The sequence below is a fragment of the Limnobacter sp. SAORIC-690 genome (assembly GCF_002954425.1).
In the GTDB taxonomy this organism is placed as follows: domain Bacteria; phylum Pseudomonadota; class Gammaproteobacteria; order Burkholderiales; family Burkholderiaceae_B; genus Limnobacter; species Limnobacter profundi.
On record NZ_MQVZ01000001.1, the window covers coordinates 2259934 to 2285682 of the forward strand.

Consider the following 25749-nt stretch of genomic DNA (forward strand, 5'->3'; position numbering starts at 1 on the left):
CAATGCGCTCAAATCGCTCAAATCGCTCAAATCGCTCAAATCGCTCAAATCGCTCAAATCGCTCAAATCGCTCAAATCGCTCAAATCGCTCAAATCGCTCAAATCGCTCAAATCGCTCAAATCGCTCAAATCGCTCACTTCGTTCGCTAGGACCGGCTAAAGCCGGCCCCTTAGCTTAATCGTTAGAGCGTATGACAAATTCAAACGCAATCGTTGCGGCATGGATTGATGTTTTGGCTTCTCGGCCAGAAATTCCATTTGCTGCAAAGCTCAAAGTACATTTCGCATGTGCGGAAATAACCAGGCTTTGTGACTGTGGCTGTAACTCTTTCGAGTGCTCCGTTAAGGAGGCTTGTGGATTGGAACCTCTTTGCTCCTCGGGGCAGTCTGGCTCTTTCTTCGAAGCAGCTTTTTCTGCAGGCTTGGAAGAACCGATTGACGTCGTATTCTTCGTTGATGGACAAGGATGTCTATCCGGTATCGACATTCACTATGGCCTTTCCAACTTTGGTCCTATGCCAAGTGGTGTTGTTTTGGATAAGCTGCTTTACACCATACCGGAGGCCGGCGTTGCGCTCTAACCTTTCGGTCAAGCGGGACTGCGGAACCGGCGTAGCTTCTCAGGGCAGTCGCTTTTGCGCCGCAGCCCCTTACCTCCAACGTTTCCTCAACACTAAGCACAATCACCCCCCACCAATAAAAAACCGAACCCGGTTCACCCAAAGTTCGGTTTTTTACATCAACCCAAAAACTCTCACTTCAAAGGCTTGTAACGCACTCGCTTCGGCCGCGCACCTTCTTCACCCAGTCGCTTGATTTTGTCAGCTTCGTATTCCTGGAAGTTGCCATCAAAAAACACCCACTGCGAATCACCTTCACAGGAAAGAATGTGGGTGGCAATACGGTCCAGGAACCAACGGTCGTGAGATGTCACCAGCACAGTGCCCGCAAATTCCAGCAGCGCGTCTTCCAGCGAGCGCAGTGTTTCCACGTCCAGGTCGTTGGATGGTTCGTCCAGCAGCAACACGTTGCCGCCGGAAATCAGGGTTTTGGCCAAATGCAAGCGACCACGCTCACCACCGGACAAATTGCCAATCAGCTTTTGCTGGTCGCCACCCTTGAAGTTGAAGCGACCCAAGTAAGCGCGTGAAGGCATTTCGAACTTGCCCACGGTCAGAATGTCGGCACCATCGGCCACGCCATCGAACACTGTTTTGTCGTTGGGCAGTGAATCGCGGGCCTGGTCCACAACAGCCATGCGCACAGTTGAGCCAACTTTGATTGAACCACTGGTGGGCTCTTCTTTGCCCGCAATCATTTTGAACAGGGTTGATTTACCCGCACCGTTGGGGCCGATTACACCCACAATTGCACCAGGTGGAATCTTGAAGCTGAGGTTGTCAATCAGCAAGCGGTCGCCGAAGGCTTTGCTTACATTTTCAAACTCGATCACCTCATTGCCCAAGCGCTCGGCCACGGGAATAAAAATTTCCTGTGTCTCGTTGCGCTTCTGGTATTCGTGGCTAGACAATTCTTCAAAGCGTGCAATACGCGCTTTGGATTTCGCCTGTCGTCCTTTGGGGTTTTGGCGAACCCATTCCAGTTCTTTTTTCAAGGCTTTCTGGCGTGCGCTTTCGCTGCTTTCTTCCTGCTTTAAGCGATCTTGTTTCTGGTCCAGCCAGGAACTGTAATTGCCTTTCCATGGAATGCCAGATCCGCGGTCCAGTTCCAAAATCCATTCGGCGGCATTGTCCAAAAAGTAGCGGTCGTGGGTTACGGCCACCACAGTACCTGGAAACTTGTGCAGGAACTGCTCAAGCCAGTGCACCGATTCAGCATCCAGGTGGTTGGTAGGCTCATCGAGCAGCAACATGTCGGGTTTGCTCATCAACAGGCGGCACAATGCCACACGGCGTTTCTCACCACCGGAAAGCGTGGCCACACTGGCTTCCCAAGGTGGAAGGCGCAGTGAATCAGCTGCAATTTCCATCAGGTGTTCAGCGTCGTTGCCCGCAGCTGCAATCACTGCTTCCCACTTGGCTTGTTCTTCAGCCAGTTTGTCAAAGTCCGCTTCAGGGTCGGCGTAGGCGGCGTAAATTTCCTCCAGCTTTTGCTGGGCCATGCCCAGTTCACCCAAACCTTCTTCAACGGCCTGGCGCACCGTGTGCTCGGGGTTCAGTTCGGGTTCCTGGCTCAAATACCCAATATTCAAATTGGGCATGGGCACTGCTTCGCCTTCAATGTCTTTGTCCACACCAGCCATAATTTTCAGCAGGGTGGATTTGCCGGAGCCGTTCAAGCCCAGCACACCAATTTTCGCGCCGGGGAAAAAACTCAGCGAAATGTTTTTCAAAATCTGGCGCTTGGGGGGAACAATTTTCCCCACGCGGTTCATGCTGTAGACGTACTGGGCCATTCGGTTTCCAATTCAATAGGTTTAACGTTGCCGCAATTTTAAATCATCGCAGGCAGTTGGGGGGTTAAAGCTTGGCGTTCTTTGCTGGCCTCACCCAGCAATGCCATGCCCAGCAGTGCACCGTCCTTGTTTTTGAACAATGCTTTCACACCGTTCTCGTCGGCTGTTATTTCCCATTCACCAACATGTTCAGGCAGGGGTGGGTTAACTACCGCAGGGCAATCGGGCGTTTTAATGCTCACCGGCATTGCAGGGAATTTGATTTCAGTGGGTTTGCCAGCCAGTGTTTGCGCCATGGCGCGCGCAGCTTGCATCACGGGCATAATGTACGGCAGCACAAACTTGCCCAGGTATTCGGCGCAATCACCCAAGGCATAAATGTTTTTGTTGCTGGTCTGTCCAAGGTTGTTCACCACGATGCCGCGCGCCACTGTAATGCCCGCATTTTCGGCCAGTGCAGTGCGTGGCTTCAAACCGACGGCAGACAACACCAAATCAGCTTGGGTTGTTTCGCCAGTGGAATCAGTCAGTGTGTAGCCAGCCCCGCTCTTCACAATGCTGTTTACAGTACGCCCCAGTTTCCAGCTCACACCTTTCTCGGCCAGTTTGTTTTGCATGAAGGTACTGGCTTGTTCAGGCAGCAGGCGGGCCAAGGGCCGGTCAGCCAAGTCAAACACCGTGGTGTGGATATCCGCCTTCAGCAAATCGTTGGCAAATTCGCAACCGATCAAGCCTGCACCCAACACGGCCACTTCTTTCTTGCCATCCAGCAGTTTTCGAAATTCTGCATAATCATTCAAGTCATTCACGCTGATTACGTCGCTTGCGCCATCGCCTTCAATCGGAAGTTTGATGGTGTCGGCACCCAGAGCCAATACCAAGTTGTCGTAGCTGAACTCGCCTGCGCTGCTTGTCAGTCTGCGCGATTCAGCATCCACCGCGCTCACGGTGGCGTTGGGCACCAGTTCAACTTTCTGTTGTTCGGCAAATTTTGCAGCAGGTGTCATCACCAGGCTCTCGGCTGTTTTGCCACTGGCCAGCGCATTGCTCAACATGGGCTTGGAGTAGAAGTCACCGCTGTCTGCGGTGATCAGCCGAATCTCCGCCTCAGGGTCGGCTTTGCGAAGTTCTCGAACCAAGGTCCAGGCGGCCACGCCGCTGCCAATGATGGTGGTGTTCATAGTGTTAATCCTGTGTGTTGCACGTGAGTTTCAATAGTCAATTTCTATAATTGAAGCTTATTAATCACGAATCGCTATCGTAAACGTTGAGTATTGGCATTGTAAGCGGAATCCAAATGTATACGGCTGTTTACCAAACAGAGTGGCATTGGTTAAGATGCGCGTAGACATTCGATTTTCAGGCCATATTCTCAGGTAGGCTTGCTACATTCCTTTATTATCAAACGACTTCTACACAATACACATCAAAGGGAGACAACTTTGAGTACATTTGATCGCATCGGCACTTCTCGTTTTATCAAAACCGCGGCCTTGGCTTTGTCAGTGACTGTTTTGGCCGCTTGCGGATCAATCACAGGCATCAAAGACATTCCCGAGTACCTCGATTCTGATTTCGAGCATGTGGGTCCGCGTGATTTCATCACCAATATCGATCTGGCCCGCATCAAGCTGGGCATGTCGCCGCTTCAGGTCCAAAACCGATTGGGCATGCCCATGTTGAGCGCGAAAGATCAAGACGATCGTTGGGACTATGTGTTGAAAAAAGGTCAGGGAGCCAGCGAAGAATTTGTGCCCTATGCCGTTTACTTCAAAGATCAAAAAGTGGTGCGTTTGGCGCCATTGACGCCACCGCCCGCACCTGTGGCTGAAGCTCCTGCCGAGGCGCCGGTAGTTGATGCGTCTGCTGTTGCCGCACCAGAAGCCAGCGCTGGCGAGGTGATGGCCCCAGAACCCAGTTTGGCTGTTGGCGCTGATGTGGGCGATGCGGCTGCCATTAACGACATGTTGAGCAACTGGGCTGCTGCTTGGTCGTCTAAAGATGCAAACGGGTATCTCGGTTTTTATGCCAGCACTTTTGAGCATGGAAAGAAATCTCGCGCCGCTTGGGAAGGTCAGCGTCGCGCACGCTTGTCTGACAAAGAAACAATTTCTGTCAGCGTGTCCGATGTGCAAATTGACGTACAGTCCGAGGCCTTGGCCACTGTCAAGTTCAAGCAAGACTATTCATCAAATCGTTACAACGACTCAGGCATTAAAGTTTTGACTCTGTCCAAAGCCAGTGGCACCTGGAAAATTCAACGCGAAGAGTTTCAGAAGTAATTATTGAACCAAAGAAAAACCCCTTGCTGCATTAAGCAGTAAGGGGTTTATTTATTGAATCTGCTAGAAAAAGTTACTGTTCGAAAATCTGGATTTTTCCGCAACCATCCAAACGTTCGACCAAATCGCTGCCCATCAGCTTCGATGGTGTGTAGGCACCGCCAGCAACATTCTTTTCCATCAAGATGAAGCTGGCCACTGCCAGCGATCCCATCACGGTCAAAGAATATCCATTGGCAGTTTTTACCCGAGCAACCACCTTTTTACCTTCGGCATTCGTGGCCTCGCCCCACACATACGCAGGCATTTTGGCGCGTTGTTCTTCGTTGGGACCTTCTACTTTCGCAGCCTGTTTTTTCAGAATTCCCTGAACCAGAGACATGCCCAGAATAGGGCGGGCCAGGTTTGCAGCACGCATCATCCGCACCGATTTCGGTGAGGAAGGAATGTATACCTCAATATTGCGAATGCCGGTGCTGTGGAATGCAGTAGACACGTCGCCCCAGGGAATCGTGACCGCAAACTTGGTGCCGTTGCCAAAATTGATTTCGCGAGTGCTGTAGCCCAAGCCCACTGCCTTGATTTCACCCTCTTCACGAATGCGGCCGCCCAGCTTCATGGCCTCGACGGTGGTTTTCGCAGTGCCTGCTGACAATCCACTGCGGGAATCAAAACCAAGCGCCAGGTGTGTGGCATCAGGCAACAACTCGTGCAGACGGGCAGCCACGCAATCGGTTGGAATCACATCGAAGCCAACACCCGGACACAGCACAATTTTTTGTTTGCGTGCCTTGCCGCTCAGTGACTGGGCAAGCTCGAACACTGAAATTTCACCGGTAATGTCGAGGTAGTGGGTTTTGGTTTGCAGACAAGCCATCATCATCGGCTCGGCTGTTTCTGAAAAGGGGCCTGCGCAATGCAAAACCAGGTCAACTTCATTCAATCCTTCAAGCACTGCGGCCTCATCACTCAACGAGAAGACACGACTTGGCAAGCTTAGTTTGTTGGCCAAGGCGGTCACTGCCGCTTCATTGCGGCCAGCCAGAATGGGGCGCATGCCGCGTTTGGCCGCTTCACGCGCAATCATTTCACCGGTGTAACCATTGGCACCGTAAATCATCCAGGGCATTGCGTCTCCTAAAGCGCTTTGGAGCCCTTAATCGGGCTCCCTTGTTGTTTTGTTCAAGATTCCAGTTTGGCTTTCACGCGGTCGAGAAACGTTCCAACCTGCGCGTCGAACTCAGATTTCACGATACCCTCCGCAATCCCCTTCATCAGGCGGGGCACCGGCATTTCGAACTCGCCGGTTGAGCGGAACGAGATTGTACATGCCTTGGGGCTGTCTTCCTTAATCACCCAACCGCCAGCCACAGTGGCATTGCCTTCGCCCGGAACGGGGTTCCAGTCAATCTTCGATTTGCCATCGTTGCTGTACTTCACCGCGTACTTCACCTGATGGGAAATACCTGCCGCGCCAATCTTGGCCATTTCCCAACGCCACACTGCATCGCCCAGGTCAACAATTTTGTCCAGCTTGGGAAACAGGGCCACGGTGTCGGCAACATCAGCCAACTGGTCAAATGCTTTCTTGGCACTGCAGGCCACTTTGAACGACTTTTCGATTTTCACATTCACGTTAACTGCCATATGTCCCTCGCTTTTTATTGTGGATGTTGTACTGCATGGGGTGAAGTGTATCGGTTAATTGGCGCGCTTGTTAGCCCGATGAGGCAACTGGGTGGCGCTTGATTGGGGGCTTGTGAAATCTCGTGAAATACCGGGTTCAACTAAAAACAGCCGTGTTGCGCCGCACTTAATCATTGCTTCCTTTAAATCGTTGTGTGCATTGCTTCTTGCCTGTTTTGTTGTGAATACATGTTGCGGTGCAATGTAAATCATTGGATTTTTTCGAACGGAGGCTCTAGAAAAGTCGCTGTTTTTTGGTGCAATGAGGTTGACAGTTGTTCACTGAAAGCGCATGTTACGCCTAAGTAACTTAGAAGTAACTTTGATGACATTCAAGGGGTATAAACATGTCAAATTCACTTTTTGCCGTTTTCTCAGCAGTTGTGCTGATCGGCCTCGTCTACAGCGGTGCAAACCTGCTGACCTTCACCGCTGCCATTGGCGCATCCGCTTTGGGCTTCTATGCTCTGGGTGGCTTGGGTGAGTTGGGTCTCATTGTGTTTGCCGCAATTTACCTGCCGATCGCCGTAGTTCTCAACGTGCCGAGCCTGCGCCGTGGTGTGTTGACAGCGCCAATTTTCAAGGCCTTCAGCAAGGCCCTGCCAGCCATGAGCCCGACGGAAAAGGACGCCCTCGAGGCTGGCGACACCTGGTGGGAAGCCGAAATGTTCGGTGGTAAGCCAGACTGGTCCAAGCTGATGAACGTGAAGTACACCGAGCTCACCGCAGATGAGAAGTCTTATCTCGACAACGAGACTGAAGAGCTTTGCAAAATGCTCGACGACTGGAAGATCACTTTCGAGCTGAAAGACCTGCCGCAAGAAGTGTGGGATTTCATGGGCAAGAAGAAATTCTTCGCCATGTTGATCGCCAAAGAACACGGCGGTTTGGGTTTCTCTCCCTACGCACAAAGCTGCGTGGTCGCGAAAATTGCAACCCGTTCATTGACAGCATCTGTCACCGTGATGGTTCCCAACTCCTTGGGCCCAGGCGAGTTGATCATGCACTATGGCACGCAAGAACAGAAAGACTACTGGCTGCCGCGCTTGGTAGACGGTCGTGAAATTCCATGTTTTGGCCTGACCGGCCCTGAAGTGGGTTCGGATGCCTCTGCGATTCCTGACACTGGCGTGGTTGTGAAGCGCGTGGTGAACGGGAAAGAAGAATTGGGCATCGTACTGAACTTCAGCAAGCGCTATATCACCTTGGCACCTGTGGCCACTGTGGTTGGTTTGGCATTCAAGCTGAAAGATCCAGAAGGTTTGTTGGGCGACAAAAACAAGGTCGACTACGGTATTACCTGCGCCTTGCTGCCGGCCAATACACCCAACGTTCAAATTGGCCGCCGCCACTTCCCTGGCGCGGTGTTCATGAACGGCCCCATCATCGGTAACGACGTTTACATTCCGCTGACTTCCATCATTGGTGGCCGTGAAATGGCCGGCAAGGGTTGGAGAATGCTGGTTGAATGTTTGTCAGCAGGCCGTGGTATTTCATTGCCAGCCCTGTCGGCAGCTTCAGGCTGGGGCATGTACCTGGCCACTGGCGCCTACGCCCGAATTCGTCGCCAGTTCAAGATGCCGATTGGTCGTTTTGAAGGCGTTCAGGAAGCAACCGGCAAAATCGGTGGTCTCACTTACAAACTGGAAGCCTCACGCGTGTTGACAGCAACAGCTTGTGCCGAATGTGCACCATCTGTGGTCACCGCCATGATGAAGTACCACATGACCGAAATGATGCGTGAAATTATTCTGCGCTCTATGGACGTTCATGGTGGTCGTACGGTAATTCTTGGCCCACGCAACTACCTGGGTCAGGCTTACCAAGCCATGCCAGTTGCCATTACCGTTGAAGGCGCGAACATCATGACGCGTAACCTGATCGTATTTGGTCAGGGTGCAATCCGTTGTCATCCTTGGGTGCTGAAAGAAATGCAGGCAGCCCAAAACCCCAACAAAGAAGAGGGTCTGCGTGATTTCGACACCGCTTTCTTTGGTCACTTGGGTCACATTTTCAACCGTGCCATGCGTGCTCTGGTGTTGGGCCTGACCGGCAACCGTTTGGCGAAAAGCCCCGTGAGCGGCCCAATGGCTGATTATGCAAAAGCCATTGAGCGCCGTTCTGCTGCCCTGGCATTCACAGCCGACGTGGCCATGGGTGTATTGGGTGGTGAACTGAAGCGCCGCGAGCGTTTGTCGGCCCGTTTGGGTGACGTGCTCAGCCATCTGTACATGGCCACAGCCGTGCTGAAGTACTTTGAAACCAATGGTCGTTTGGCGGATGAATTGCCCCACGCACAATGGGCGATTGAAGATTCATTGTTCGAAATCGACAAGGCTTTCACCGAGTTCAACCGCAACTTCCCCAACAAGGCTGTTGGCAAACTGCTGAACTTCGTGGCCTACCCATTGGGCATGGGCAAAACCAAAGGCCCAAGCGACAAGGTGAACGCCGAAGTGGCAGAACTCCTGATGACTCGCAATGCTTTCGCAAATCGCCTGCTCGACAAAGTGTTTGTGGGTGAAGGTTTGTCCGACCCAACTGGCCGCATTCTGGAAGCAGCCGACAAACTGTTGTCGATCGAACCTGGTTACAGCAACTTCCTGAAAGCAGTGTCTTCAGGCAAGGTTGTCGGAGAAGGTCTGGAAGCCCAGTTGAAAGACGCTGTGGCCAAAAACCTGATCAGCCCCGATTTGGCCCAAGGCATTCGCGAGTACGAACCAATTCGTTTCGATGCGATCCTAACCGACGACTTCAGCAAAGACTACTTACGCACCAATGGTCAAATTCCCGACGAGATCATTGAAGCCAAGCCAGTCACGGAGTACAAGGCAGCTGCTTGATTTTAAAGGGCAAGTTTTTCGGCAACATTTTGTTGTAGCGAAAACATCGAAAGGCCTCGCGAAAGCGGGGCCTTTTTTGTTACTCGTTCAGAATTTTTTGCGCTATGCTGAATGCATGGCAATTGAATTGATTCGTGACAATCGTTTTGGTGCATTCTTCTGGACGCAGTTTCTCGGCGCGTTCAACGACAACCTTTTGAAATTCGCGGTTACGCTTGCAGTCACTTACAACGATGCGCTTCGCGGCAGCTTTTCCCCTGGTTTGCTCATCAATCTGATTGCGGCACTGTTCATCCTCCCCTTCGTTATTTTCTCCGCCACCAGCGGGCAACTTGCCGACAAATTCGACAAAACCAAAGTGATGCGATTGGCCAAGTGGCTTGAGCCCCCGATTGTATTGATCACCGCCGCTGGCTTTTTGTTGAATTCCGTTGAACTGCTCATACTTGGCGTATTTTTGCTGGGCACGCAATCCGCATTTTTTGGCCCTGCAAAATATGCCTATTTGCCTGAACAACTCAAGTCGAGCGAGCTGGTCATGGGCAATGCCTTGGTCGAGTCTGCAACCTTCATGGCCATTTTGCTGGGCACAATTGCCGCCGGTAGTTTGATGAGTCAGGAGGCCGGTGATGTCGCTGTCTACATCGTGTGCGGATTTGGTTTTCTGGTGGCCCTGTTGGGCGTATACCAAGCGCAGCGCATGCCTTTGACGCCATCGCATTCACCTGATTTGAAGGTGAATTGGAACTTGTTCACGGAAACGTGGCGCAATGTCAGTTTCGCAACCAATTTGCCCAAAGTATGGCCCGCCTTGTTGGGAATTTCCTGGCTGTGGTTTGTGGGGGCAACCTATTTAACCCAGTTCCCGCTCTTGTCGAAAACCCTGCTCAATGCCAGCTCGGGTGTGGCCACTGTTCTGCTTTTCGCGTTTACCGTTGGGTTGGGTATTGGCGCATTTTTGTGCGAAAAATGGTCGCGAAAGCGCATCGAAATGGGTTTGGTATTGTGGGGCTTGGTCGTGATGATTCTGGCCGGGGTATTGCTGCATGGTGTGTTGGTGGCCTATCAAACCAATCCGGATCAACAAACTGTGGTCGAATTTTTTAGCCAACTGAACAACCTGGCCGTGCTCGGACTTTTTGTACTGATTAGTGTTGGCGTGGGTTTGTACAGCGTTCCCCTGTACGCCACCATGCAAGCTTTTGCGCCCAGGGAAAGCCGCTCGCGGGTGGTGTCGGCCAACAACATCATCAATTCTTTTTTCATGGTGGTTTCCGCCGGGTTCGCCATCGCTATTTTGCTGGCCATGAAAGGCGAGGTGCTCTGGGTGTTCACCGCAGTCACTGCCATCAATGTGGTGGTTTTGGGCCTGTGGTTGTTCAAGCAGCCTTATGTGGCGCTGCGTGCTCAACTGCTGTTGAAGGTGCCAGGCAAACAGTTGCCACGTATTGAAAACATGGATCATCTGGGCGATTCGGGTGGCAACCTTATTGTGTTCCCAACTTTGCTTCATGAGAATTATTTGCAGCGTATGGCGGGTTTGCCCATCGAAATGACAGTGGTGCTTTCCGGGCGGTTAAAACAATCCAGGTTTGTGAATCGTTTGCGCAAACACGGCTTCGTACTCGAGTTCAGCAAACTCTCTGAAATTGATACTCAAAAGGAATTAATCAAGGCGATCGCGTCACATATTCAACAGGGCAGGTCGATCGCCATCGACAAACCCATGTTTGAACTGCTGCGCAAACAGTACCGACTTGATGACATGCCCGGCGTGTTGGCCAAAAAGGGCGTGGTCATGAATGTGCTGGAGTTTATGGAAGAGCAGGTACAACAAAAAGTTCAAAAAAGTGCAATTTCTCAAACAGTCTGGCGTCTAAACAAAAGAGAGGCTCTAACCGCTTCAGGGGTTTGATACCCCACTAGATAGGGAGATAGTGGTAACAGCAAAGTTAACTAGAAAGTGTTGCAAGCACCAAAACAGCACAAAAATGTAAACAAACAAGCTGGCCTGTTTTTTGCAACTTTTTCGAGAGATGAAAGTGAATGCTTTGGGCGCGAAATAGGTTCACGGCCGAAGCAAAAGGCAAAGAAGCGTTGTGCAGGAGGACATCATGAACACAGAGCTTGAACCGCGTGATTTGAATTCCAGCGATTCTGACATTTTCGGTCAGTTTCAGTCTCGTTTTGCAGCTTTGCAGCAAACCGAGATGAGCCTCGAAGAATACCTCGACCTGTGCAAAGCCGACCCCCTCACATACGCCAGCGCGGCTGAGCGCATGCTTCATGCCATTGGCGAACCCGAAGTCATCAACACCCGGCACGATCCCCGTTTGTCTCGTATTTTCGCCAACCGGGTGGTGCGCCGTTATCCGTCGTTCAAAGAGTTCTACGGCATGGAGGAGGTGATTGAAAACATCGTCGCCTATTTCCGCCATGCCGCCCAGGGTCTTGAAGAGCGCAAGCAGGTGCTTTACCTGCTAGGCCCTGTGGGCAGTGCCAAGTCTTCACTGGCCGAACGTTTGAAAGCCTTGATGGAGCAGCAACCCATCTACGCCTTGAAAGGCTCGCCAATTAACGAATCCCCATTGGGTTTGTTCGACCCGACCCAGTTTGGTGCCTCGCTTGAAGACAAATACGGCATTCCTCGCCGTTACTTGACCGGAATTGCCAGCCCTTGGGCCACCAAGCGCCTGGCTGAATTTGGCGGTGATCTGCGCAAATTCCGGGTGGTTCGTTTAATGCCTTCCACCTTGAATCAAATTGCGATCGCCAAAACTGAACCTGGCGACGAAAACAATCAGGATATTTCAGCACTGGTGGGCAAGGTCGACATTCGCATGCTGAACCAGTTCAGCCAGGACGATCCCGATGCCTACAGCTTCAGTGGTGGCCTGTGCCTGGCCAACCAGGGTTTGCTTGAATTCGTGGAAATGTTCAAGGCACCTATCAAAATGCTGCACCCCTTGCTTACAGCCACGCAAGAACGCAACTTCAAGGGCACGGAAGGTTTCGGTTCGATTCCTTTTGACGGCATTATTTTGGCCCACAGCAACGAGTCGGAATGGCAACAGTTCCGCAACAACAAAACCAATGAAGCGTTTCTGGACCGGGTATACATCGTAAAGGTGCCCTACTGCCTGCGCGTGTCCGAAGAGGTGAAAATCTACGAGAAGCTGCTCGAGCATTCTTCGCTGAACAAAGCACCATGCGCGCCCGGAACCCTGAACATGATGGCGCAGTTCAGCGTGCTGACGCGCTTGAAAGAACCTGCAAACAGCAATCTGTTTAGCAAAATGCGTGTGTACGACGGTGAAAACCTGAAAGACGTTGACCCGCATGCCAAGCCGATACAGGAGTACCGCGACCAATCCGGGCCCGATGAAGGCATGAACGGTTCTTCCACCCGCTGGGCTTACAAAGTGTTGTCCAAAGTGTTCAACTTCGACCACCATGAAGTGGCAGCCAACCCAGTGCATTTGTTGTACGTGCTTGAGCAACAGGTGATTAAAGACAACTTGCCCGAGGAGCAAACCCGCAAGTACCTTGATTTCATCAAGAGCTACCTGACTCCCAAGTACGCTGAATTCGTGGCCAAGGAAATCCAAACGGCTTACCTGGAAAGCTACAGCGAGTATGGACAAAACCTGTTCGAGCGTTACATACAGTTTGCCGACAAGTGGATTCAGAACGAGGAGTTCCGCGACCCGGCCACTGGGCAAATTTTTGATCGCGACTCGCTGAACGATGAATTGGTTCGCATTGAAAAGCCTGCGGGTATTGCCAACCCCAAAGACTTCCGAAACGAAGTCGTGAATTTTGTGTTGCGGGCTCAGGCCAGCAATTCCGGCACCATGCCAGCGTGGACCAGTTACGAGAAATTACGCGAAGTGATTGAGCGCAGCATGTTCTCGAAAACCGAAGACCTGCTGCCTGTCATTTCTTTCGACCACAAAGGCTCGAAAGAAAGCCAGGAAAAGCACGAGAACTTTGTGGATCGCATGGTGGCCAAGGGCTACACCGAAAAACAGGTTCGTTTGTTGGTGGAATGGCATTTGCGCGTGAAAAAGGCGTCTTGATCACGCAAAACGCATAGGGAGTTTGCCATGGGCGATTCAACCATTATTGATCGCAGGCTCAACGGCAAAAACAGAAGCTTGCCCAACCGCGAGCGCTTTATTCGGCGTTACAAAACGCAATTGAAAAAAGCGGTCGCGGATGTGGCTGGTGAGTCGTCAATTTCTGATGTCAGCGGCGATGGGCGCGTGAAAGTGCGAATTCCCACCCGCGAAGTATCCGAGCCGACCTTCATTTTTGGCCAGGGTGGCGATGTAGAGCATGTGGTTCCTGGTAACCGCGATTTCGTACCTGGCGACCGCATTCCACGACCCAGCGGCGGTGGCGAAGGGCAGGGTGGCGGCAAACCAGGCAAAGGCGAGGGAGAGGACGGATTCACCTTTGTGTTGTCGCGCGAAGAGTTCCTGAACCTGTATTTTGACGATCTTGAGTTGCCAGAACTCCTGAAGCGGGAAATTTCATCGGTTAAGCGCATGAAAAGCCGAAATGCGGGTTACTCCCGCACGGGTGCACCCACTTCGCTTTCCGTGCTTCGGACCATGAAGGCCTCGCTCATGCGTCGCGTCGCGCTCGAGCCCAGGGGCGATGATGAGGACGATGACGAAGACGAGAAAGGCCAGCTTGATCTTCTCGAGGATGTGAAGAAGAAGCCCTATGTGCCTTTTCTTGACGAGGTCGACCTGCGCTATCGCAATCGCGTAACCTACCCCGAGCCCTCCACCAACGCAGTGATTTTCTGCCTGATGGACGTTTCTGCTTCAATGGATGAGGCCAAGAAAGACCTGGCCAAACGGTTTTACACACTGCTTTACCTGTTCCTCACTCGCAAGTACGAGGAAGTGAAGCTGGTTTTCATTCGTCACACCGATGAAGCGGAGGAGGTCAGCGAGGAAGACTTCTTCTATGGCAAAAAAAGTGGTGGCACGGAAATCATGCCCGCCATGGAATTGATGCACCACATCATCGAGACCCGCTATCCAGGCAGCGCTTGGAATGTTTACGTGGCGCAAGCCTCGGATGGCGATGCAACCTCGCGTGATGCGCGGGCCAGCGCGGAGTATCTCTCTTCCAAAATCATGCCGCATGTGCGCTACTACGCTTACGTGGAAACCATGCCCACACCCATGTTCGGCATGGCTCGCGCGTCTGATTTGTGGGAAAGTTTTGAACGGCTGGAAGACAGTTTTGCAGGGCACTTTGCCATGCGCAAGCTGTTCAACCGCCGCGACATTTACCCCGTTTTTCGTGGCTTGTTTGAAAAGAAAGAAGTCGCCTTTGGGCGTTAGGAGTAGCAACAATGGCCCAGCAACTTGACCTGGCCGGCAATGAGTGGACATTTGATCTGCTGCGTGACATTGACACGCAGCTTCACGACATTGCAGCCAACAAATACAAACTCGACACCTTTCCCAATCAAATTGAAGTGATCAGTGCCGAGCAAATGCTGGATGCGTATTCCAGCGGTGCCATGCCCGTGATGTATCCACACTGGAGCTACGGCAAATCCTTTTCGGTTAACGAGCATTTGTACGAAACCGGGCAGCAAAACCTTGCCTACGAGGTGGTGATCAATTCCAACCCCTGCATTTCTTACCTCATGGAAGAGAACACCATGACCATGCAGACGCTGGTGATCGCTCACGCCTGTTACGGACACAATTCCTTTTTTAAGGGCAACTACCTGTTTCGGCAGTGGACCCAGGCCGATGCAATCATCGATTACCTGGTGTTCGCCAAGAAGTACGTCATGGAGTGCGAAGAAAAGTATGGTATCGATGCAGTTGAGGAAGTGCTTGACGCTGCGCATGCCATACAGCATTTTGGGGTCGATCGTTACAAACGACGTTTTGAATCCGAAGCATCACTGAAAGTGAAGCGCGATGACCTGGCCGAGGAAAAGCGCCGTCAGTACGATGAAATAATGGCCAAGGTGTCGCCAGTCGAGGCGGCTCAAATTGAGCGCCGGCAAGACAACTACCCCCGTGAGCCCGTCGAAAACATTTTGTACTTTGTCGAGAAAGAAGCGCCCAAACTGCGCGACTGGGAACGCGAACTGGTACGCATTGTTCGCAAAATGTCCCAGTACTTTTATCCGCAGGGTCAAACCAAGGTGATGAACGAAGGTTGGGCCAGCTTTTGGCATTACACCTTGCTCAATACCCTGTACGACGAGAAACTTGTGTCCGATGGATTCATGCTCGAATTCCTGACGTCTCACACCAATGTGGTTTTTCAGCCCGATTCGCGCGACGGACGCTTTAGGGCCTTGAACCCCTACGCCCTCGGTTTTGCCATTTTCAGCGATATTCGTCGCATGTGTGAAAAGCCCACAGAAGAGGACAAACGCTGGTTTCCTGAAATTGCGGGTAGTGGCAATTGGTTGAAAGCTGTTGATTTTGCCATGCGCAATTTCAAGGATGAATCATTCATCCGCCAGTTTTTGTCCCCCAAGGTCATTCGAGACTTCCGTTTGTTTGCAATCGCAGATCACAAAACTGAAAGCGAACTGTTTATCGATGCCATTCACAACGACGAGGGTTACAAGCGAATCCGCACCCTGTTGGCAAATCAGTACTCCCGGGAAAGCATGGTGCCCGATATTCAAGTGACTTCCTATGCCCGCATGACAGATCGATCCCTTACACTTACGCACATGAGCCGTCGTGGAAGGCCACTGAATGCGGATGAAGCCGAGAAAACACTTGCTCAGGTTGAGCGTTTGTGGGGTTTCCCGGTGCACCTGGAAACATCGGATGCGCATTGAAACTCACGTCCGGCAGCAGGCCAAACTAGACCTGTCCGGCTCGGTTGCCCCTTTTGAGTTGAAATTGCCTGACATGCCTGCTTCGGTGTGGGCCAGCCCCGACTTGTTGCGCTCTCGTTTCCATCTTGAAGCCGCCCGTTTTTTCGAGTGCGAATCTGTGTTGGCGGTAACCGGCATAGAAAGCGGTATCTCGGCGCTGGCACGTTTGTTTCAAACCTGGTACGGGTCAATGCGGGTGGTGCTGGCCGAGCCCAGTTTTGATCAATGGGACAAACGCTTTCGCCGGGCCAACCATGTTGTACTCGATTGGCCTGTGGATCTTGTGCTTGAAGGGGATATTCCCGAGTGCGATGTGGTGGTGCTGGGGCGCCCGGTCAACCCTACCTGCCAGATGATAAGCATCCAGCAAATCAAGCCCCTGGCCCGAAAACTTCGGGAGCAGGGCGGCTGGCTTATTCTTGATGAAGCCTATCTGGACTGGACTGGTGAGGAGTCCTATGCGTCCTTCATCGAAGCCGAGCCGGCCATTGTGCTTCGCTCAGTGGCGCCTTTCTCAGGCTTGGCTGGGGCAAACCTGGCATTTGTGTGCGGCCCCAAGGCTGTGTGTACAGCATTGCTCAACGAGGTGGGTACACAAGCCGTTTCTTCGCCGCAATGGTGGTTGGCATTGCAATATTTTGCAGCAGAAGACTGGAGGGCCGAGCAGCTGATTCGCCTGGATGCGGTGTGTACTAGGCTCGAATCGATCTGGCGAGTTCGATTGGGCGAGCACATTCAAATTCACAAAGGCGGTTACTTCATCAGTTTTGCCCATCCTAACAATGAGCAATGGGCTGCCGACCTGGAACATGTGGGAATTCTGGTGCGTGCCTATCCGACTGAAGACAGCATTTTGCGATGCGGTGCACCGAAATCCGAGGCAGATTGGACCCGCCTTGAAAATGCGGTGAAGTCGCTCAGCGATTAGTCGTGACGCATCACTTCTTCAATGCCTCGTTCCCGTGGTTTGGTTGAAACCAGCAGGGTTTTCGCCAGGCGGTCTTGAGGAAACTGCCCGTTTTTGTCAAAAAACGAATAAACGAAGGCAATGCCTGTCAAATTGAAAAACCAGCACAGCACATATCTCAGTATGGCTTGTGCCAGCCCAACACGCTCTCCGTTTTCCTTCACCAGTCGAATGTGCCAGGTTTTCATGGCAAGGGTTTGGCCACCATGGCGCCAAAACCACACAAAATACAGCCCCAGTACGGCGAAAAACCACCACTGGCGTGCCTCTCGAAGGTATAAAGCATGTCTGCTTTGAGTGAGTGTGTCGAAAAAGTAGCCAGCAATGAATAAAACGCCAAAAAGCAGCATGCTTTCATACAACATGCTTGCAAACCGGCGTTTTCTGCTGGGGCTGATAAGCCCGTTGTCGAGTAGTCGTTCCATTTTGCTATTTTATCGCTGGCGCGCTAGCCAAATGGATGCGGGTTTTAATTCAGTGAAGGTTTGTTGCTTTTTCCCTTGAATTCATCGCGCTGTTTCGGATCCAGGCTTTGATAGCTGTTCCAGCTTGAATTTCGCTCGCCCTGGCGCTTCTCTTTCAGGGCCTTGTAGTTTTCACGGGCCGCCGCTTTTTCCCGCGGGCTTAGTTCGCTCCAGGTACTCACCCGTTCACGCATGATTGCCTGGCGCTCAGCGGGCTCACTTTCATACTTCCTGCCAACCTTTAACCAGCGTTCCTGTTGGGCATTGGTCATGGAATTCCAGTCATTTTTCAGTGGTGCAAGCAGCTCCTGCTGTTTGGCAGACAGCTCAGACCAGTCCGTTGCAGCCAGCGCATCCGTGCTCTGAACGCAAAGCACCAGAACCAAGCCCAAGGTCATCAATCCGGAATAGAGTCTAGTCATCATCATGCCCCTGAATCCTTAAATGCTAGATCGACGTGGTGAAGTCGGCGGGTAATGAATCCATCCATTGTTCAATTCCGTCTTCCGCTGGAATTGCATTGTTCTTTTGCAACTCAGTGGCGTAATTGATAAAGCCTGGATCCAGATAAGCATCGGGTGGAAGGTCGTCCGACAAAATCGCGGCGTCGAGATCTGCAGTTTCAGAAATGCGAGCGTCGTAGTTCTCCAGACCAAATTGAGCCACCCCGAAAACCGCACCTGCAATGAACAAGGCACTCACCGCCATGGACAAGGCGGGGCGATTGAACCATTCTGAGAACTGTTGGAATAAATCGGCAATCTTGCCAGCATTTGGCTGTCTGGACTTGGCATGCTGCCCGTGTTTCTCGGCATGAAGTTGCACCGATTTGGAGATGGCCAGCTTAAGGCGATCTTGAATGTGGGGCGGAACTTGACCTGCCGACTCATCAAGTAGCCTTTTTACTACATTTGCGGTTAGCCGATCTTCATTCATTCCCGAAACCCCTGTTGCTTCAATACCTGTGCCAATGCCTTTGTCGCTCTGGAGCAGTGCGTTTTAACACTGCCCTCAGAACACCCCATGATCTCTGCCGTCTCTGCCAAGTCCATCTCTTCCCAATAACGCAAGATGAATGCCTGACGTTGACGCTCTGGCAAATTTGCGATGGCTTCTTCGATGGCCGCCATGTTCTGTGATTGTTCAATCTCGTCCTGGGCACTCGCATTCTGGGATTCATCCTGTGCGAGAAGGTTCTCGAGCACATCGTAATCTTCTTCATCTTTCTTCTGAAAGCTTGAAAACAGCGTTGTCCAGGTGTTTCTAACCTTCTGGCGGCGATGATGGTCCAGAATCGTGTTCTGCAAAATGCGGGTAAACAGCATTGGCAGTTCTTCTTTGGGTTTGTCGCCGTATTTGTCAGAAAGCTTCATCATGCTTTCCTGCACCAGGTCCATGGCGCTTTCTTCATTCTTTACGGCAAAAAATGCCTGGCGATAAGCCCGGTGCGACACCTCTTTCAAAAAATCCTCTAATTCTCGCGTGCTGGCCATAAATGTGTGTGTCGAGGTGGTGTCAGAGGGTTTGGGGGTCGAGGCGAGAATGATTCGCAATATTTAACAATACGGCATGATATCAAAGCCACAAGCTTTTTTCTTGACCCACAGCGGGCTTCGCACTAAGATCTCGTTCTACCTGTTTTTGTCTCTAGTTAATCAGCATACCCTTGTTGTTTTAGCGAAAGACGCGCTAGGGCGCTGAACTTGTGGTTCAGAAGCCCATGGCCAACCTGCCCGACATAATCGGGTTGTGATCGCCAGCGCTTTGCGACATGTCCACACCCACAAGGTTGTTCATTTTCAAAAAGCCTGTGCCCCACGGCAATGCGATCCAGGACGGCATCCGACCAATGTCCCGTGGATTTTGTCAGGATTTTTTAAAATGGAATATACCGGCGCGGAAATCGTTGTCAAATGTCTGGAAGAAGAAGGCGTCAAGCACGTTTTCGGTTACCCAGGCGGAGCAGTACTCTACATCTACGATGCCATCTTCAAACAAGACGGTTTCGAACACATTCTGGTACGTCATGAACAAGCTGCCGTGCATGCAGCCGATGCCTACTCGCGTTCAAGCGACAAGGTGGGTGTTTGTCTCGTTACATCAGGCCCAGGCCTGACCAATGCTGTTACAGGCATTGCAACTGCCTACATGGATTCAATTCCCATGGTGATTTTGTCTGGTCAGGTGCCCACGCACGCGATCGGTCAAGATGCATTCCAGGAATGCGATACCGTGGGTATTACACGCCCCTGCGTCAAGCACAACTTCCTTGTAAAGGATGTGAAAGACCTGGCACGTGTCATGAAAGAAGCGTTTTACATTGCCCGCACAGGCCGTCCAGGCCCTGTGCTGGTTGATATCCCCAAAGACATCACCATTCACAAAACCACGTTTGATTACTCCGAGCCAGTCAAAATGCGCTCGTACAACCCGGTGGTCAAGGGTCACCAGGGGCAAATCAAAAAAGCCGTGCAAATGATTCTGGAAGCCGAGCGCCCCATGATCTATTCCGGCGGTGGTGTTATTTTGGGTGATGCCTCTGCTGAACTGACTCGTTTGGTAGAGTGGGTTGGTGCGCCAACAACCAATACCTTGATGGGTTTGGGCGCATTCAAAGCCAGCGACAAAAAGTTTGTAGGTATGCCCGGCATGCACGGCACCTATGAGGCCAACCTGGCCATGCAAAATTGCGACGTACTGATCGCCGTTGGCGCCCGTTTTGACGATCGCGTGATCGGTAATCCCAAAGATTTTGCATCCATTCCACGCAAAATCATTCACATTGATATCGACCCGTCTTCCATTTCCAAGCGCGTGAAAGTGGATGTGCCCATTGTTGGCAACATCAAAGACGTGCTGGTTGATTTGATTCAGTTGCTGGAAGAAAGCGGCAAGCGAGTAGACCAGGGCAAACTGCAAGGCTGGTGGGAACAGGTTGAGAAATGGCGTGGCCGCAAATGCTTGGACTACGCCAAATCCGATGAACTCATCAAACCCCAGTTTGTGGTTGAAAAGTTGTGGGAAGTGACCAACGGCGATGCCTTTGTTACATCCGACGTTGGCCAGCATCAAATGTGGGCTGCCCAGTACTATCGTTTCGACAAACCGCGTCGCTGGATCAACTCCGGTGGTTTGGGCACCATGGGTGTGGGCTTGCCCTACGCCATGGGTGTTCAAATGGCCAACCCCGATGCGCAGGTGGCTTGTATTACAGGTGAAGCATCCATCCAGATGAACATTCAGGAATTGTCCACCTGCTTTCAGTACCATTTCACGCCGAAAATCGTGAACCTGAACAACCGCTATCTGGGCATGGTTCGCCAGTGGCAACAGCTGGATTATGGCTCACGCTATTCTGAAAGCTACATGGATGCACTGCCAGATTTCGTCAAGTTGGTTGAAGCGTATGGCCACATTGGCATGCAAATCACCAAGCCGTCAGATGTAGAACCGGCATTGCGCGAGGCCTTTGGCAAGTACAAAGACCGTTTGGTGTTCATGGACTTCATCACGGACCGCACTGAAAACGTGTGGCCCATGGTCAAGGCTGGCAAGGGCTTGTCCGAAATGCTGCTGGGTTCGGAAGAACTGTAAAAAGGAGATGGCAAATATGAGACACATTATTTCCGTTCTCCTCGAGAACGAACCGGGTGCGTTGTCCCGCGTGGTGGGCTTGTTTTCTGCCCGTGGCTACAACATTGAAACATTGACTGTGGCCCCCACCGAAGACGAAACACTGTCGCGTATGACCATTGTGACAGTGGGATCCGATGACATTATCGAACAGATCACCAAACACCTTAACCGCTTGATTGAAGTGGTGAAAGTGGTTGATCTAAGTGATGGTGCGCATATTGAACGCGAGCTGATGCTGGTAAAATTGCGCGCAGTGGGCAAAGAGCGTGAAGAGCTGAAGCGTACCGCGGATATCTTCCGTGGCCGCATCATTGATGTCACCGAGAAAAGCTACACCATCGAGTTGACCGGTAACAAATCCAAGCTGGATGCCTTCCTGGAATCGATCGATCGCACTGCCATTCTCGAAACTGTCCGCACGGGCAGCTCCGGTATTGGCCGCGGCGAACGCATTCTTCGCGTCTGAACGGTGGGCCCAGCCCAGGCAAACGAATCTGGTAACTGGGCCTTGAAGATGAATTTAAATACCTGAATCAAAAGGAAAATGACATGAAAGTTTATTACGACAAAGACGCGGATCTGTCCCTGATCCAGAAAAAGAAAGTATCCATTATTGGTTACGGTTCACAAGGCCATGCCCACGCGCAAAACCTGCGCGATTCAGGCGTTGAAGTGGTTGTTGGCCTGCGCAAGGGCGGTGCCTCCTGGTCCAAAGCCGAAGGCGCGGGCTTGAAAGTGAAAGAAGTGGCCGACGCCGTGAAAGAAGCGGATGTGGTCATGATTCTGTTGCCTGACGAAAACATTCCCGATGTGTACAACAAAGAAGTAGCCCCCAACATCAAGGCTGGTGCTGCTTTGGCATTTGCCCACGGTTTCAACGTGCATTACAACCAGGTTGTACCACGTGCAGATATCGACGTCATCATGATCGCCCCCAAAGGCCCAGGTCACACAGTACGTTCTGAGTACCTGAAAGGTGGTGGTGTACCCTCACTGATCGCAATTTACCAAGACACAACCGGCAACGCGCATGACATTGCTTTGGCCTATGCTGCAGCGAATGGCGGTACAAAAGGTGGCGTGATCGAGACCAACTTCCGCGAAGAAACAGAAACCGATTTGTTCGGTGAACAAGCCGTGTTGTGCGGCGGTGCGGTTGAGTTGGTAAAAGCTGGTTTCGAAACTTTGGTTGAAGCAGGTTATGCGCCTGAAATGGCTTACTTCGAATGCCTGCACGAGCTGAAGCTGATTGTTGACCTGATGTACGAAGGCGGCATCGCCAACATGAATTATTCCATTTCCAACAACGCGGAATATGGTGAGTATGTAACAGGCCAACGTGTAATCGCAGACCAGGCTCGCGCAGCCATGAAGGAATGTCTGGCCAATATCCAGAACGGTGAATATGCCAAGCGTTTCATTCTGGAAGGCAAAACCAACTATCCAGAAATGACAGCGCGTCGCCGTTTGAACGCACAGCACCCCATTGAAATTGTGGGTGCCCAGCTGCGCGCAATGATGCCTTGGATCAGCAAGAACAAGTTGGTTGATCAGTCCAAGAACTAATCGACCGATTGATTGCTGTGCCAGAAACCCGCGGTGCGAAAGTGTCGCGGGTTTTTTTGTTATTCATCAAGTGCCCACCCATTTCGACAAGCCTTTGATTTCATCAATAGTTTGTGGCGTCACACCCATTAGTTTGTTGTAGTAGGGCAGTTGGGATTTGCTGCCAGCCACACCAGTATTGAGTGCCTGTATTTCACGATCACCACCCGCAAAAAACAGTTTCTGAAAATTTTCCTGGGCGATTCCCTGGCGCTTTGCATTGATTTCACGCAATAGTCCACCAGTTGCGTTCAAATGCGCGTACAAGTCGCGAATTTCAACGTGAAGTTGCCCCGTCCTGTCTTTGCCGCTTTTGCAATTGAAGGCTGGGGTAGCGCCAATTTCATTGCTCAGCGCCAAAAGACGTGTGGGCAATTTATAAGGTTCATTGCCAACCTCGTGGTGCAAGTCTTTGAGCATAATTTCCCGCACCTGGTTTACCAATTCTTTGATCAGGCTTATTTTTTCAGTCAGTACCTTGCGTTTGCTGATTTGTGCAGGGCTCGCTCCGTCCGTGTTGGCCAGTTCGGCATTCAACTTTCGCAGTTGGTCTCCCGCAAGGCCACCGATTGGTTTGTTTTTTTCAATGGAGCCAATCAGGTGTTTGACTGATTTTTTGTTGATTGAGTCTGCTGTTCGCCAAATACCGATCAATCTCCCCATTTTGCTCAGCGACAAATGATTCACTGGTGTGCAAAAAGTGAAGATACTTGGTTTAACTTTCAGCTCTTTCTCGTGGCCTCGTCCATCGGCAATTCGGATCCGCATTTCTTGCCCATTGGCTCTGGCAAATGCACGCTGTTGCTGCTCAATCATCTCTTTTTCTTTGCCAGCGGCAGTCAACAGATTCACTGAAACAATCTTGATTTCAATGGCTTCTTCTGTGTTCATATTGCGGGCATCCAATTCATTCCGCTTCAAGTGATCCAGCAAGCTTGCGTGAATAAATTCTTTGACGCGTGCATCATTCGCAGCATTTCGCTGATCAGGCATTTTGATGCCATACGCATCATGCACGGCATGCCTTAGCCCGGAGAACACATAGCCAGTGTCAGTGTCTGAAATTGGATATGGTCTGAATTTGGTTCTCCACAAGTTCACTGCATGGCGTGCTTCTTGAATTGCGTAGCTGCAAACCCCGTTGATGCCATCCCGTCGATAACTCTCCGTCAGCGCGCTGTCCAGGTTTTTTGCGGGAGTCATGGTTGTCAAAAATTTCAAATTCTTGAATTTGCTTTGCGGCTCAGTAAAACGCAGATCATGCAACACAGAAATGTTGTTCCAGTCTTTCGACTGAAGTACATCGATGTATCGCTCAAAAATCTGTTTGTCCAAGGCATCAATACTCATGTTTTTTGTTCGAAATCCAAGGCTGCGGAACCTTCCGTGGATTACTGAGGCCAAGGCCGTACGTACGTGAACATGCCGGGTCGACTCCGGGATGCCACTGCCCCAAGTGCCCGCGTGAACCAGCGCCGTTTGCTCTCGTTTGAATTGCCGGAAAACATCAGTTATCTTGCTCCGCTTGTGTTTTCCGCCAATGCCTTGCTTGATGCTGGTGTTGTCAAAGCTGATATTCTGCGATTGCTTCTCGCGAAGGGCGCTGGCCGCCCTGTCAATTAGCGAGGAGAATTCTTCAAGCGAAATGTTGGCATCAGGTTTTGAATTGTGTTTGAGTATTTCGTTGACCACTTCAAGCGCGGCTTGGTAGTGAAGTAGTTTGAAACCTATCGCATCGGCAGTGGATACCGATTCGCCGGATGAGCTTCGCTCGAGCTCGTCTATGTAGCTGGTGTCGCTACAGGCGCTAAAATAATCAGCTTCGTTCTCGTTGTTCTCGGTGATTTCATCCTTCTTGTGTGTGTTGCGCACTGCCGCAGGCGCATTTCTCGATTGGGCTGTTAACAATTTCAAACTTTGTGCCATCGATCCAGGAAAGCCCGAAAGCAATAACTTCACCAATTGAACAAGCGGGCTGAAAATGCGAAGCAAAGCGCTTCCAAACACGCCATGGTTTACTTGGTTGACGGTTTGTTCGCTCGGCGAAATCGTGTGGCTTCGGGGAGGTGTGTGGATTGAATTGTGGGGGGGCATACTTGATGAGCAATTTGCGGTTGTGTGGGGGGCTGATGATAGGTGGTTGGGCGCGAACCAAAGTTCAATAGTCAAGATACCTGCCCTGTACCCGAATTTCGAAGGTGGTCTTGTTTGAAGGGGTTGTAGGGGGCTCATTCTGATTCTTATTGGTCAATTCGCACAAAACTTACCGCACTTGGTCGTTTTGGCTTATAAAATCGGGTTCATAACCATTCTCAACAAAGAGCCATGAACTATCCACATCCCATCATTGCCCGCGAGGGTTGGCCTTTCCTGGCAATCGTCGCGATCCTGGCGCTTGCACTCCAGTCGTTTGGCCTCACATTCCTGTCGGTCCTTGCCTGGATTCTGTTCATTTTTGTATTGCAGTTTTTCCGTGATCCCCCCCGTTACATTCCTGCCCAGAAGAACGCGGTAGTGTCACCAGCCGACGGTCGCATCGTGGCCGTAGAGCGTGTGGAAGACCCTTATGCCCAGCGTGAAGCCCTGAAGATTTCCGTATTCATGAATGTGTTCAATGTGCACTCCAATCGAATTCCGATCGGCGGTGAGATCAAATCAGTGGATTATTTCCCTGGATTGTTTGTGAATGCAGATCTGGACAAGGCCAGCACCCAAAACGAGCGCAATGCCATTGTTATTCACACTGAAAGCGGGGCAACAGTCACTGCTGTGCAGGTGGCTGGTTTGATCGCCCGCCGAATTCTCTGTTACGTCAAACCAAGCGAGACCGTGGAAAAGGGACAGCGCTATGGTTTCATTCGCTTCGGTTCCCGCGTGGATGTGTATTTGCCCACCGATTCCGTACCCAAAGTCGCCATCGGTGACAAGGTGTCTGCGTCCTCAACAGTGTTGGCCGAGTTGGTGTCCTGA

The 25749-nt window shown here is 51.4% G+C and carries 22 protein-coding genes; 12 read left to right on the top strand and 10 right to left on the bottom strand.

Annotated features, from left to right (window positions below):
- Positions 1 to 191: 191 nt before the first annotated feature.
- Positions 192 to 581 carry a hypothetical protein gene (locus tag BSZ31_RS10775; RefSeq protein WP_146106669.1) on the top strand — a complete coding sequence of 130 codons (390 nt, stop codon included), beginning with the start codon at positions 192 to 194 and terminating at the stop codon, positions 579 to 581.
- Positions 582 to 754: 173 nt separating this feature from the next.
- Here the strand turns inward: BSZ31_RS10775 and ettA are convergent, their stop codons facing one another.
- Both ettA and BSZ31_RS10785 read right to left on the bottom strand, forming a co-directional pair.
- Positions 755 to 2416: an energy-dependent translational throttle protein EttA gene (gene ettA / locus BSZ31_RS10780; protein ID WP_105028752.1), complete on the bottom strand. Its 1662-nt coding sequence runs from the start codon at positions 2414 to 2416 to the stop codon at positions 755 to 757.
- A 38-nt stretch (positions 2417 to 2454) separates the two neighbouring features.
- Complete coding sequence (locus BSZ31_RS10785; protein ID WP_105028753.1) at positions 2455 to 3597, bottom strand: NAD(P)/FAD-dependent oxidoreductase; 1143 nt, start codon at positions 3595 to 3597, stop codon at positions 2455 to 2457.
- A gap of 261 nt (positions 3598 to 3858) precedes the next feature.
- Between BSZ31_RS10785 and bamE the strand changes: the two genes are divergently transcribed.
- Entirely contained in the window at positions 3859 to 4698 is an 840-nt protein-coding gene (gene bamE, locus BSZ31_RS10790; protein WP_105028754.1) for an outer membrane protein assembly factor BamE, read from the top strand.
- Positions 4699 to 4771: 73 nt separating this feature from the next.
- Here bamE and BSZ31_RS10795 read toward each other — a convergent pair whose 3' ends face one another.
- Together BSZ31_RS10795 and BSZ31_RS10800 are read right to left on the bottom strand one after the other, a co-directional pair.
- Positions 4772 to 5827 (bottom strand): trans-acting enoyl reductase family protein, encoded by a 1056-nt coding sequence (locus BSZ31_RS10795; RefSeq protein ID WP_168426939.1) that lies wholly within the window; start codon positions 5825 to 5827, stop codon positions 4772 to 4774.
- 53 nt (positions 5828 to 5880) lie between these two features.
- Complete coding sequence (locus tag BSZ31_RS10800; protein WP_105028756.1) at positions 5881 to 6345, bottom strand: SRPBCC family protein; 465 nt, start codon at positions 6343 to 6345, stop codon at positions 5881 to 5883.
- Positions 6346 to 6731: 386 nt separating this feature from the next.
- Between BSZ31_RS10800 and BSZ31_RS10810 the strand changes: the two genes are divergently transcribed.
- The 6 genes from BSZ31_RS10810 (at position 6732) to BSZ31_RS10835 (ending at position 17035) form a co-directional block, all read left to right on the top strand.
- Positions 6732 to 9227: an acyl-CoA dehydrogenase gene (locus tag BSZ31_RS10810; RefSeq protein WP_105028758.1), complete on the top strand. Its 2496-nt coding sequence runs from the start codon at positions 6732 to 6734 to the stop codon at positions 9225 to 9227.
- 115 nt (positions 9228 to 9342) lie between these two features.
- Positions 9343 to 11142, top strand: a complete 1800-nt coding sequence (locus BSZ31_RS10815) for an MFS transporter (RefSeq protein WP_168426940.1) — start codon at positions 9343 to 9345, stop codon at positions 11140 to 11142.
- 199 nt (positions 11143 to 11341) lie between these two features.
- A complete protein-coding gene (locus BSZ31_RS10820) occupies positions 11342 to 13306 on the top strand; it encodes a PrkA family serine protein kinase (protein ID WP_105029842.1) in 1965 nt (654 codons plus the stop codon).
- 27 nt (positions 13307 to 13333) lie between these two features.
- Complete coding sequence (locus BSZ31_RS10825) at positions 13334 to 14590, top strand: YeaH/YhbH family protein (RefSeq protein ID WP_105028760.1); 1257 nt, start codon at positions 13334 to 13336, stop codon at positions 14588 to 14590.
- A gap of 11 nt (positions 14591 to 14601) precedes the next feature.
- Positions 14602 to 16068 carry a SpoVR family protein gene (locus tag BSZ31_RS10830; RefSeq protein WP_105028761.1) on the top strand — a complete coding sequence of 489 codons (1467 nt, stop codon included), beginning with the start codon at positions 14602 to 14604 and terminating at the stop codon, positions 16066 to 16068.
- Positions 16058 to 17035, top strand: a complete 978-nt coding sequence (locus tag BSZ31_RS10835; protein WP_168426941.1) for an aminotransferase class I/II-fold pyridoxal phosphate-dependent enzyme — start codon at positions 16058 to 16060, stop codon at positions 17033 to 17035. The genes BSZ31_RS10830 and BSZ31_RS10835 overlap by 11 nt, the downstream gene beginning before the upstream one ends.
- Here the strand turns inward: BSZ31_RS10835 and BSZ31_RS10840 are convergent.
- The 5 genes from BSZ31_RS10840 to BSZ31_RS17590 form a co-directional block, all read right to left on the bottom strand.
- A complete protein-coding gene (locus BSZ31_RS10840) occupies positions 17032 to 17499 on the bottom strand; it encodes an RDD family protein (protein WP_105028763.1) in 468 nt (155 codons plus the stop codon). The genes BSZ31_RS10835 and BSZ31_RS10840 overlap by 4 nt on opposite strands.
- A 44-nt stretch (positions 17500 to 17543) precedes the next feature.
- Positions 17544 to 17966, bottom strand: a complete 423-nt coding sequence (locus BSZ31_RS10845; RefSeq protein WP_105028764.1) for a DUF3106 domain-containing protein — start codon at positions 17964 to 17966, stop codon at positions 17544 to 17546.
- A gap of 19 nt (positions 17967 to 17985) precedes the next feature.
- Positions 17986 to 18474 (bottom strand): DUF3619 family protein, encoded by a 489-nt coding sequence (locus BSZ31_RS10850; RefSeq protein WP_105028765.1) that lies wholly within the window; start codon positions 18472 to 18474, stop codon positions 17986 to 17988.
- A complete protein-coding gene (locus BSZ31_RS10855; RefSeq protein WP_105029843.1) occupies positions 18471 to 19031 on the bottom strand; it encodes an RNA polymerase sigma factor in 561 nt (186 codons plus the stop codon). Before BSZ31_RS10855 ends, BSZ31_RS10850 begins: the two co-directional genes overlap by 4 nt.
- Before the next feature lie 217 nt (positions 19032 to 19248).
- Entirely contained in the window at positions 19249 to 19380 is a 132-nt protein-coding gene (locus tag BSZ31_RS17590) for a hypothetical protein (RefSeq protein ID WP_008251157.1), read from the bottom strand.
- 39 nt (positions 19381 to 19419) lie between these two features.
- On the opposite strand from BSZ31_RS17590, the gene BSZ31_RS10860 reads away from it, so the two are divergent.
- The 3 genes from BSZ31_RS10860 (at position 19420) to ilvC (ending at position 22740) form a co-directional block, all read left to right on the top strand.
- A complete protein-coding gene (locus BSZ31_RS10860; RefSeq protein WP_105028766.1) occupies positions 19420 to 21132 on the top strand; it encodes an acetolactate synthase 3 catalytic subunit in 1713 nt (570 codons plus the stop codon).
- A 16-nt stretch (positions 21133 to 21148) separates the two neighbouring features.
- Positions 21149 to 21640, top strand: a complete 492-nt coding sequence (ilvN, locus tag BSZ31_RS10865; RefSeq protein WP_105029844.1) for an acetolactate synthase small subunit — start codon at positions 21149 to 21151, stop codon at positions 21638 to 21640.
- Between the two features lie 83 nt (positions 21641 to 21723).
- Positions 21724 to 22740: a ketol-acid reductoisomerase gene (ilvC, locus tag BSZ31_RS10870; RefSeq protein ID WP_105028767.1), complete on the top strand. Its 1017-nt coding sequence runs from the start codon at positions 21724 to 21726 to the stop codon at positions 22738 to 22740.
- A 66-nt stretch (positions 22741 to 22806) separates the two neighbouring features.
- Here ilvC and BSZ31_RS10875 read toward each other — a convergent pair whose 3' ends face one another.
- Positions 22807 to 24693, bottom strand: coding sequence for an inositol phosphate phosphatase SopB (locus BSZ31_RS10875; RefSeq protein ID WP_168426942.1), 1887 nt, complete (start codon positions 24691 to 24693; stop codon positions 22807 to 22809).
- 411 nt (positions 24694 to 25104) lie between these two features.
- Between BSZ31_RS10875 and BSZ31_RS10880 the strand changes: the two genes are divergently transcribed.
- Entirely contained in the window at positions 25105 to 25749 is a 645-nt protein-coding gene (locus BSZ31_RS10880; RefSeq protein ID WP_008251163.1) for a phosphatidylserine decarboxylase, read from the top strand.

What these genes read in the sequence shown, in the direction of transcription:
- BSZ31_RS10785 (WP_105028753.1), bottom strand. Translation starts at nt 3,597, where the DNA reads ATGAACACCACCATCATTGGCAGCGGCGTGGCCGCCTGGACCTTGGTT.
- BSZ31_RS10860 (WP_105028766.1), top strand. Translation starts at nt 19,420, where the DNA reads ATGGAATATACCGGCGCGGAAATCGTTGTCAAATGTCTGGAAGAAGAA.
- BSZ31_RS10820 (WP_105029842.1), top strand. Translation starts at nt 11,342, where the DNA reads ATGAACACAGAGCTTGAACCGCGTGATTTGAATTCCAGCGATTCTGAC.
- BSZ31_RS10810 (WP_105028758.1), top strand. Translation starts at nt 6,732, where the DNA reads ATGTCAAATTCACTTTTTGCCGTTTTCTCAGCAGTTGTGCTGATCGGC.
- BSZ31_RS10815 (WP_168426940.1), top strand. Translation starts at nt 9,343, where the DNA reads ATGGCAATTGAATTGATTCGTGACAATCGTTTTGGTGCATTCTTCTGG.
- BSZ31_RS17590 (WP_008251157.1), bottom strand. Translation starts at nt 19,380, where the DNA reads ATGCCGTCCTGGATCGCATTGCCGTGGGGCACAGGCTTTTTGAAAATG.
- BSZ31_RS10845 (WP_105028764.1), bottom strand. Translation starts at nt 17,966, where the DNA reads ATGATGATGACTAGACTCTATTCCGGATTGATGACCTTGGGCTTGGTT.
- BSZ31_RS10800 (WP_105028756.1), bottom strand. Translation starts at nt 6,345, where the DNA reads ATGGCAGTTAACGTGAATGTGAAAATCGAAAAGTCGTTCAAAGTGGCC.
- BSZ31_RS10855 (WP_105029843.1), bottom strand. Translation starts at nt 19,031, where the DNA reads ATGGCCAGCACGCGAGAATTAGAGGATTTTTTGAAAGAGGTGTCGCAC.
- BSZ31_RS10835 (WP_168426941.1), top strand. Translation starts at nt 16,058, where the DNA reads ATGCGCATTGAAACTCACGTCCGGCAGCAGGCCAAACTAGACCTGTCC.
- BSZ31_RS10795 (WP_168426939.1), bottom strand. Translation starts at nt 5,827, where the DNA reads ATGCCCTGGATGATTTACGGTGCCAATGGTTACACCGGTGAAATGATT.
- BSZ31_RS10880 (WP_008251163.1), top strand. Translation starts at nt 25,105, where the DNA reads ATGAACTATCCACATCCCATCATTGCCCGCGAGGGTTGGCCTTTCCTG.
- BSZ31_RS10775 (WP_146106669.1), top strand. Translation starts at nt 192, where the DNA reads ATGACAAATTCAAACGCAATCGTTGCGGCATGGATTGATGTTTTGGCT.
- BSZ31_RS10830 (WP_105028761.1), top strand. Translation starts at nt 14,602, where the DNA reads ATGGCCCAGCAACTTGACCTGGCCGGCAATGAGTGGACATTTGATCTG.
- ilvC (WP_105028767.1), top strand. Translation starts at nt 21,724, where the DNA reads ATGAAAGTTTATTACGACAAAGACGCGGATCTGTCCCTGATCCAGAAA.
- BSZ31_RS10840 (WP_105028763.1), bottom strand. Translation starts at nt 17,499, where the DNA reads ATGGAACGACTACTCGACAACGGGCTTATCAGCCCCAGCAGAAAACGC.
- BSZ31_RS10850 (WP_105028765.1), bottom strand. Translation starts at nt 18,474, where the DNA reads ATGAATGAAGATCGGCTAACCGCAAATGTAGTAAAAAGGCTACTTGAT.
- BSZ31_RS10825 (WP_105028760.1), top strand. Translation starts at nt 13,334, where the DNA reads ATGGGCGATTCAACCATTATTGATCGCAGGCTCAACGGCAAAAACAGA.
- ettA (WP_105028752.1), bottom strand. Translation starts at nt 2,416, where the DNA reads ATGGCCCAGTACGTCTACAGCATGAACCGCGTGGGGAAAATTGTTCCC.
- ilvN (WP_105029844.1), top strand. Translation starts at nt 21,149, where the DNA reads ATGAGACACATTATTTCCGTTCTCCTCGAGAACGAACCGGGTGCGTTG.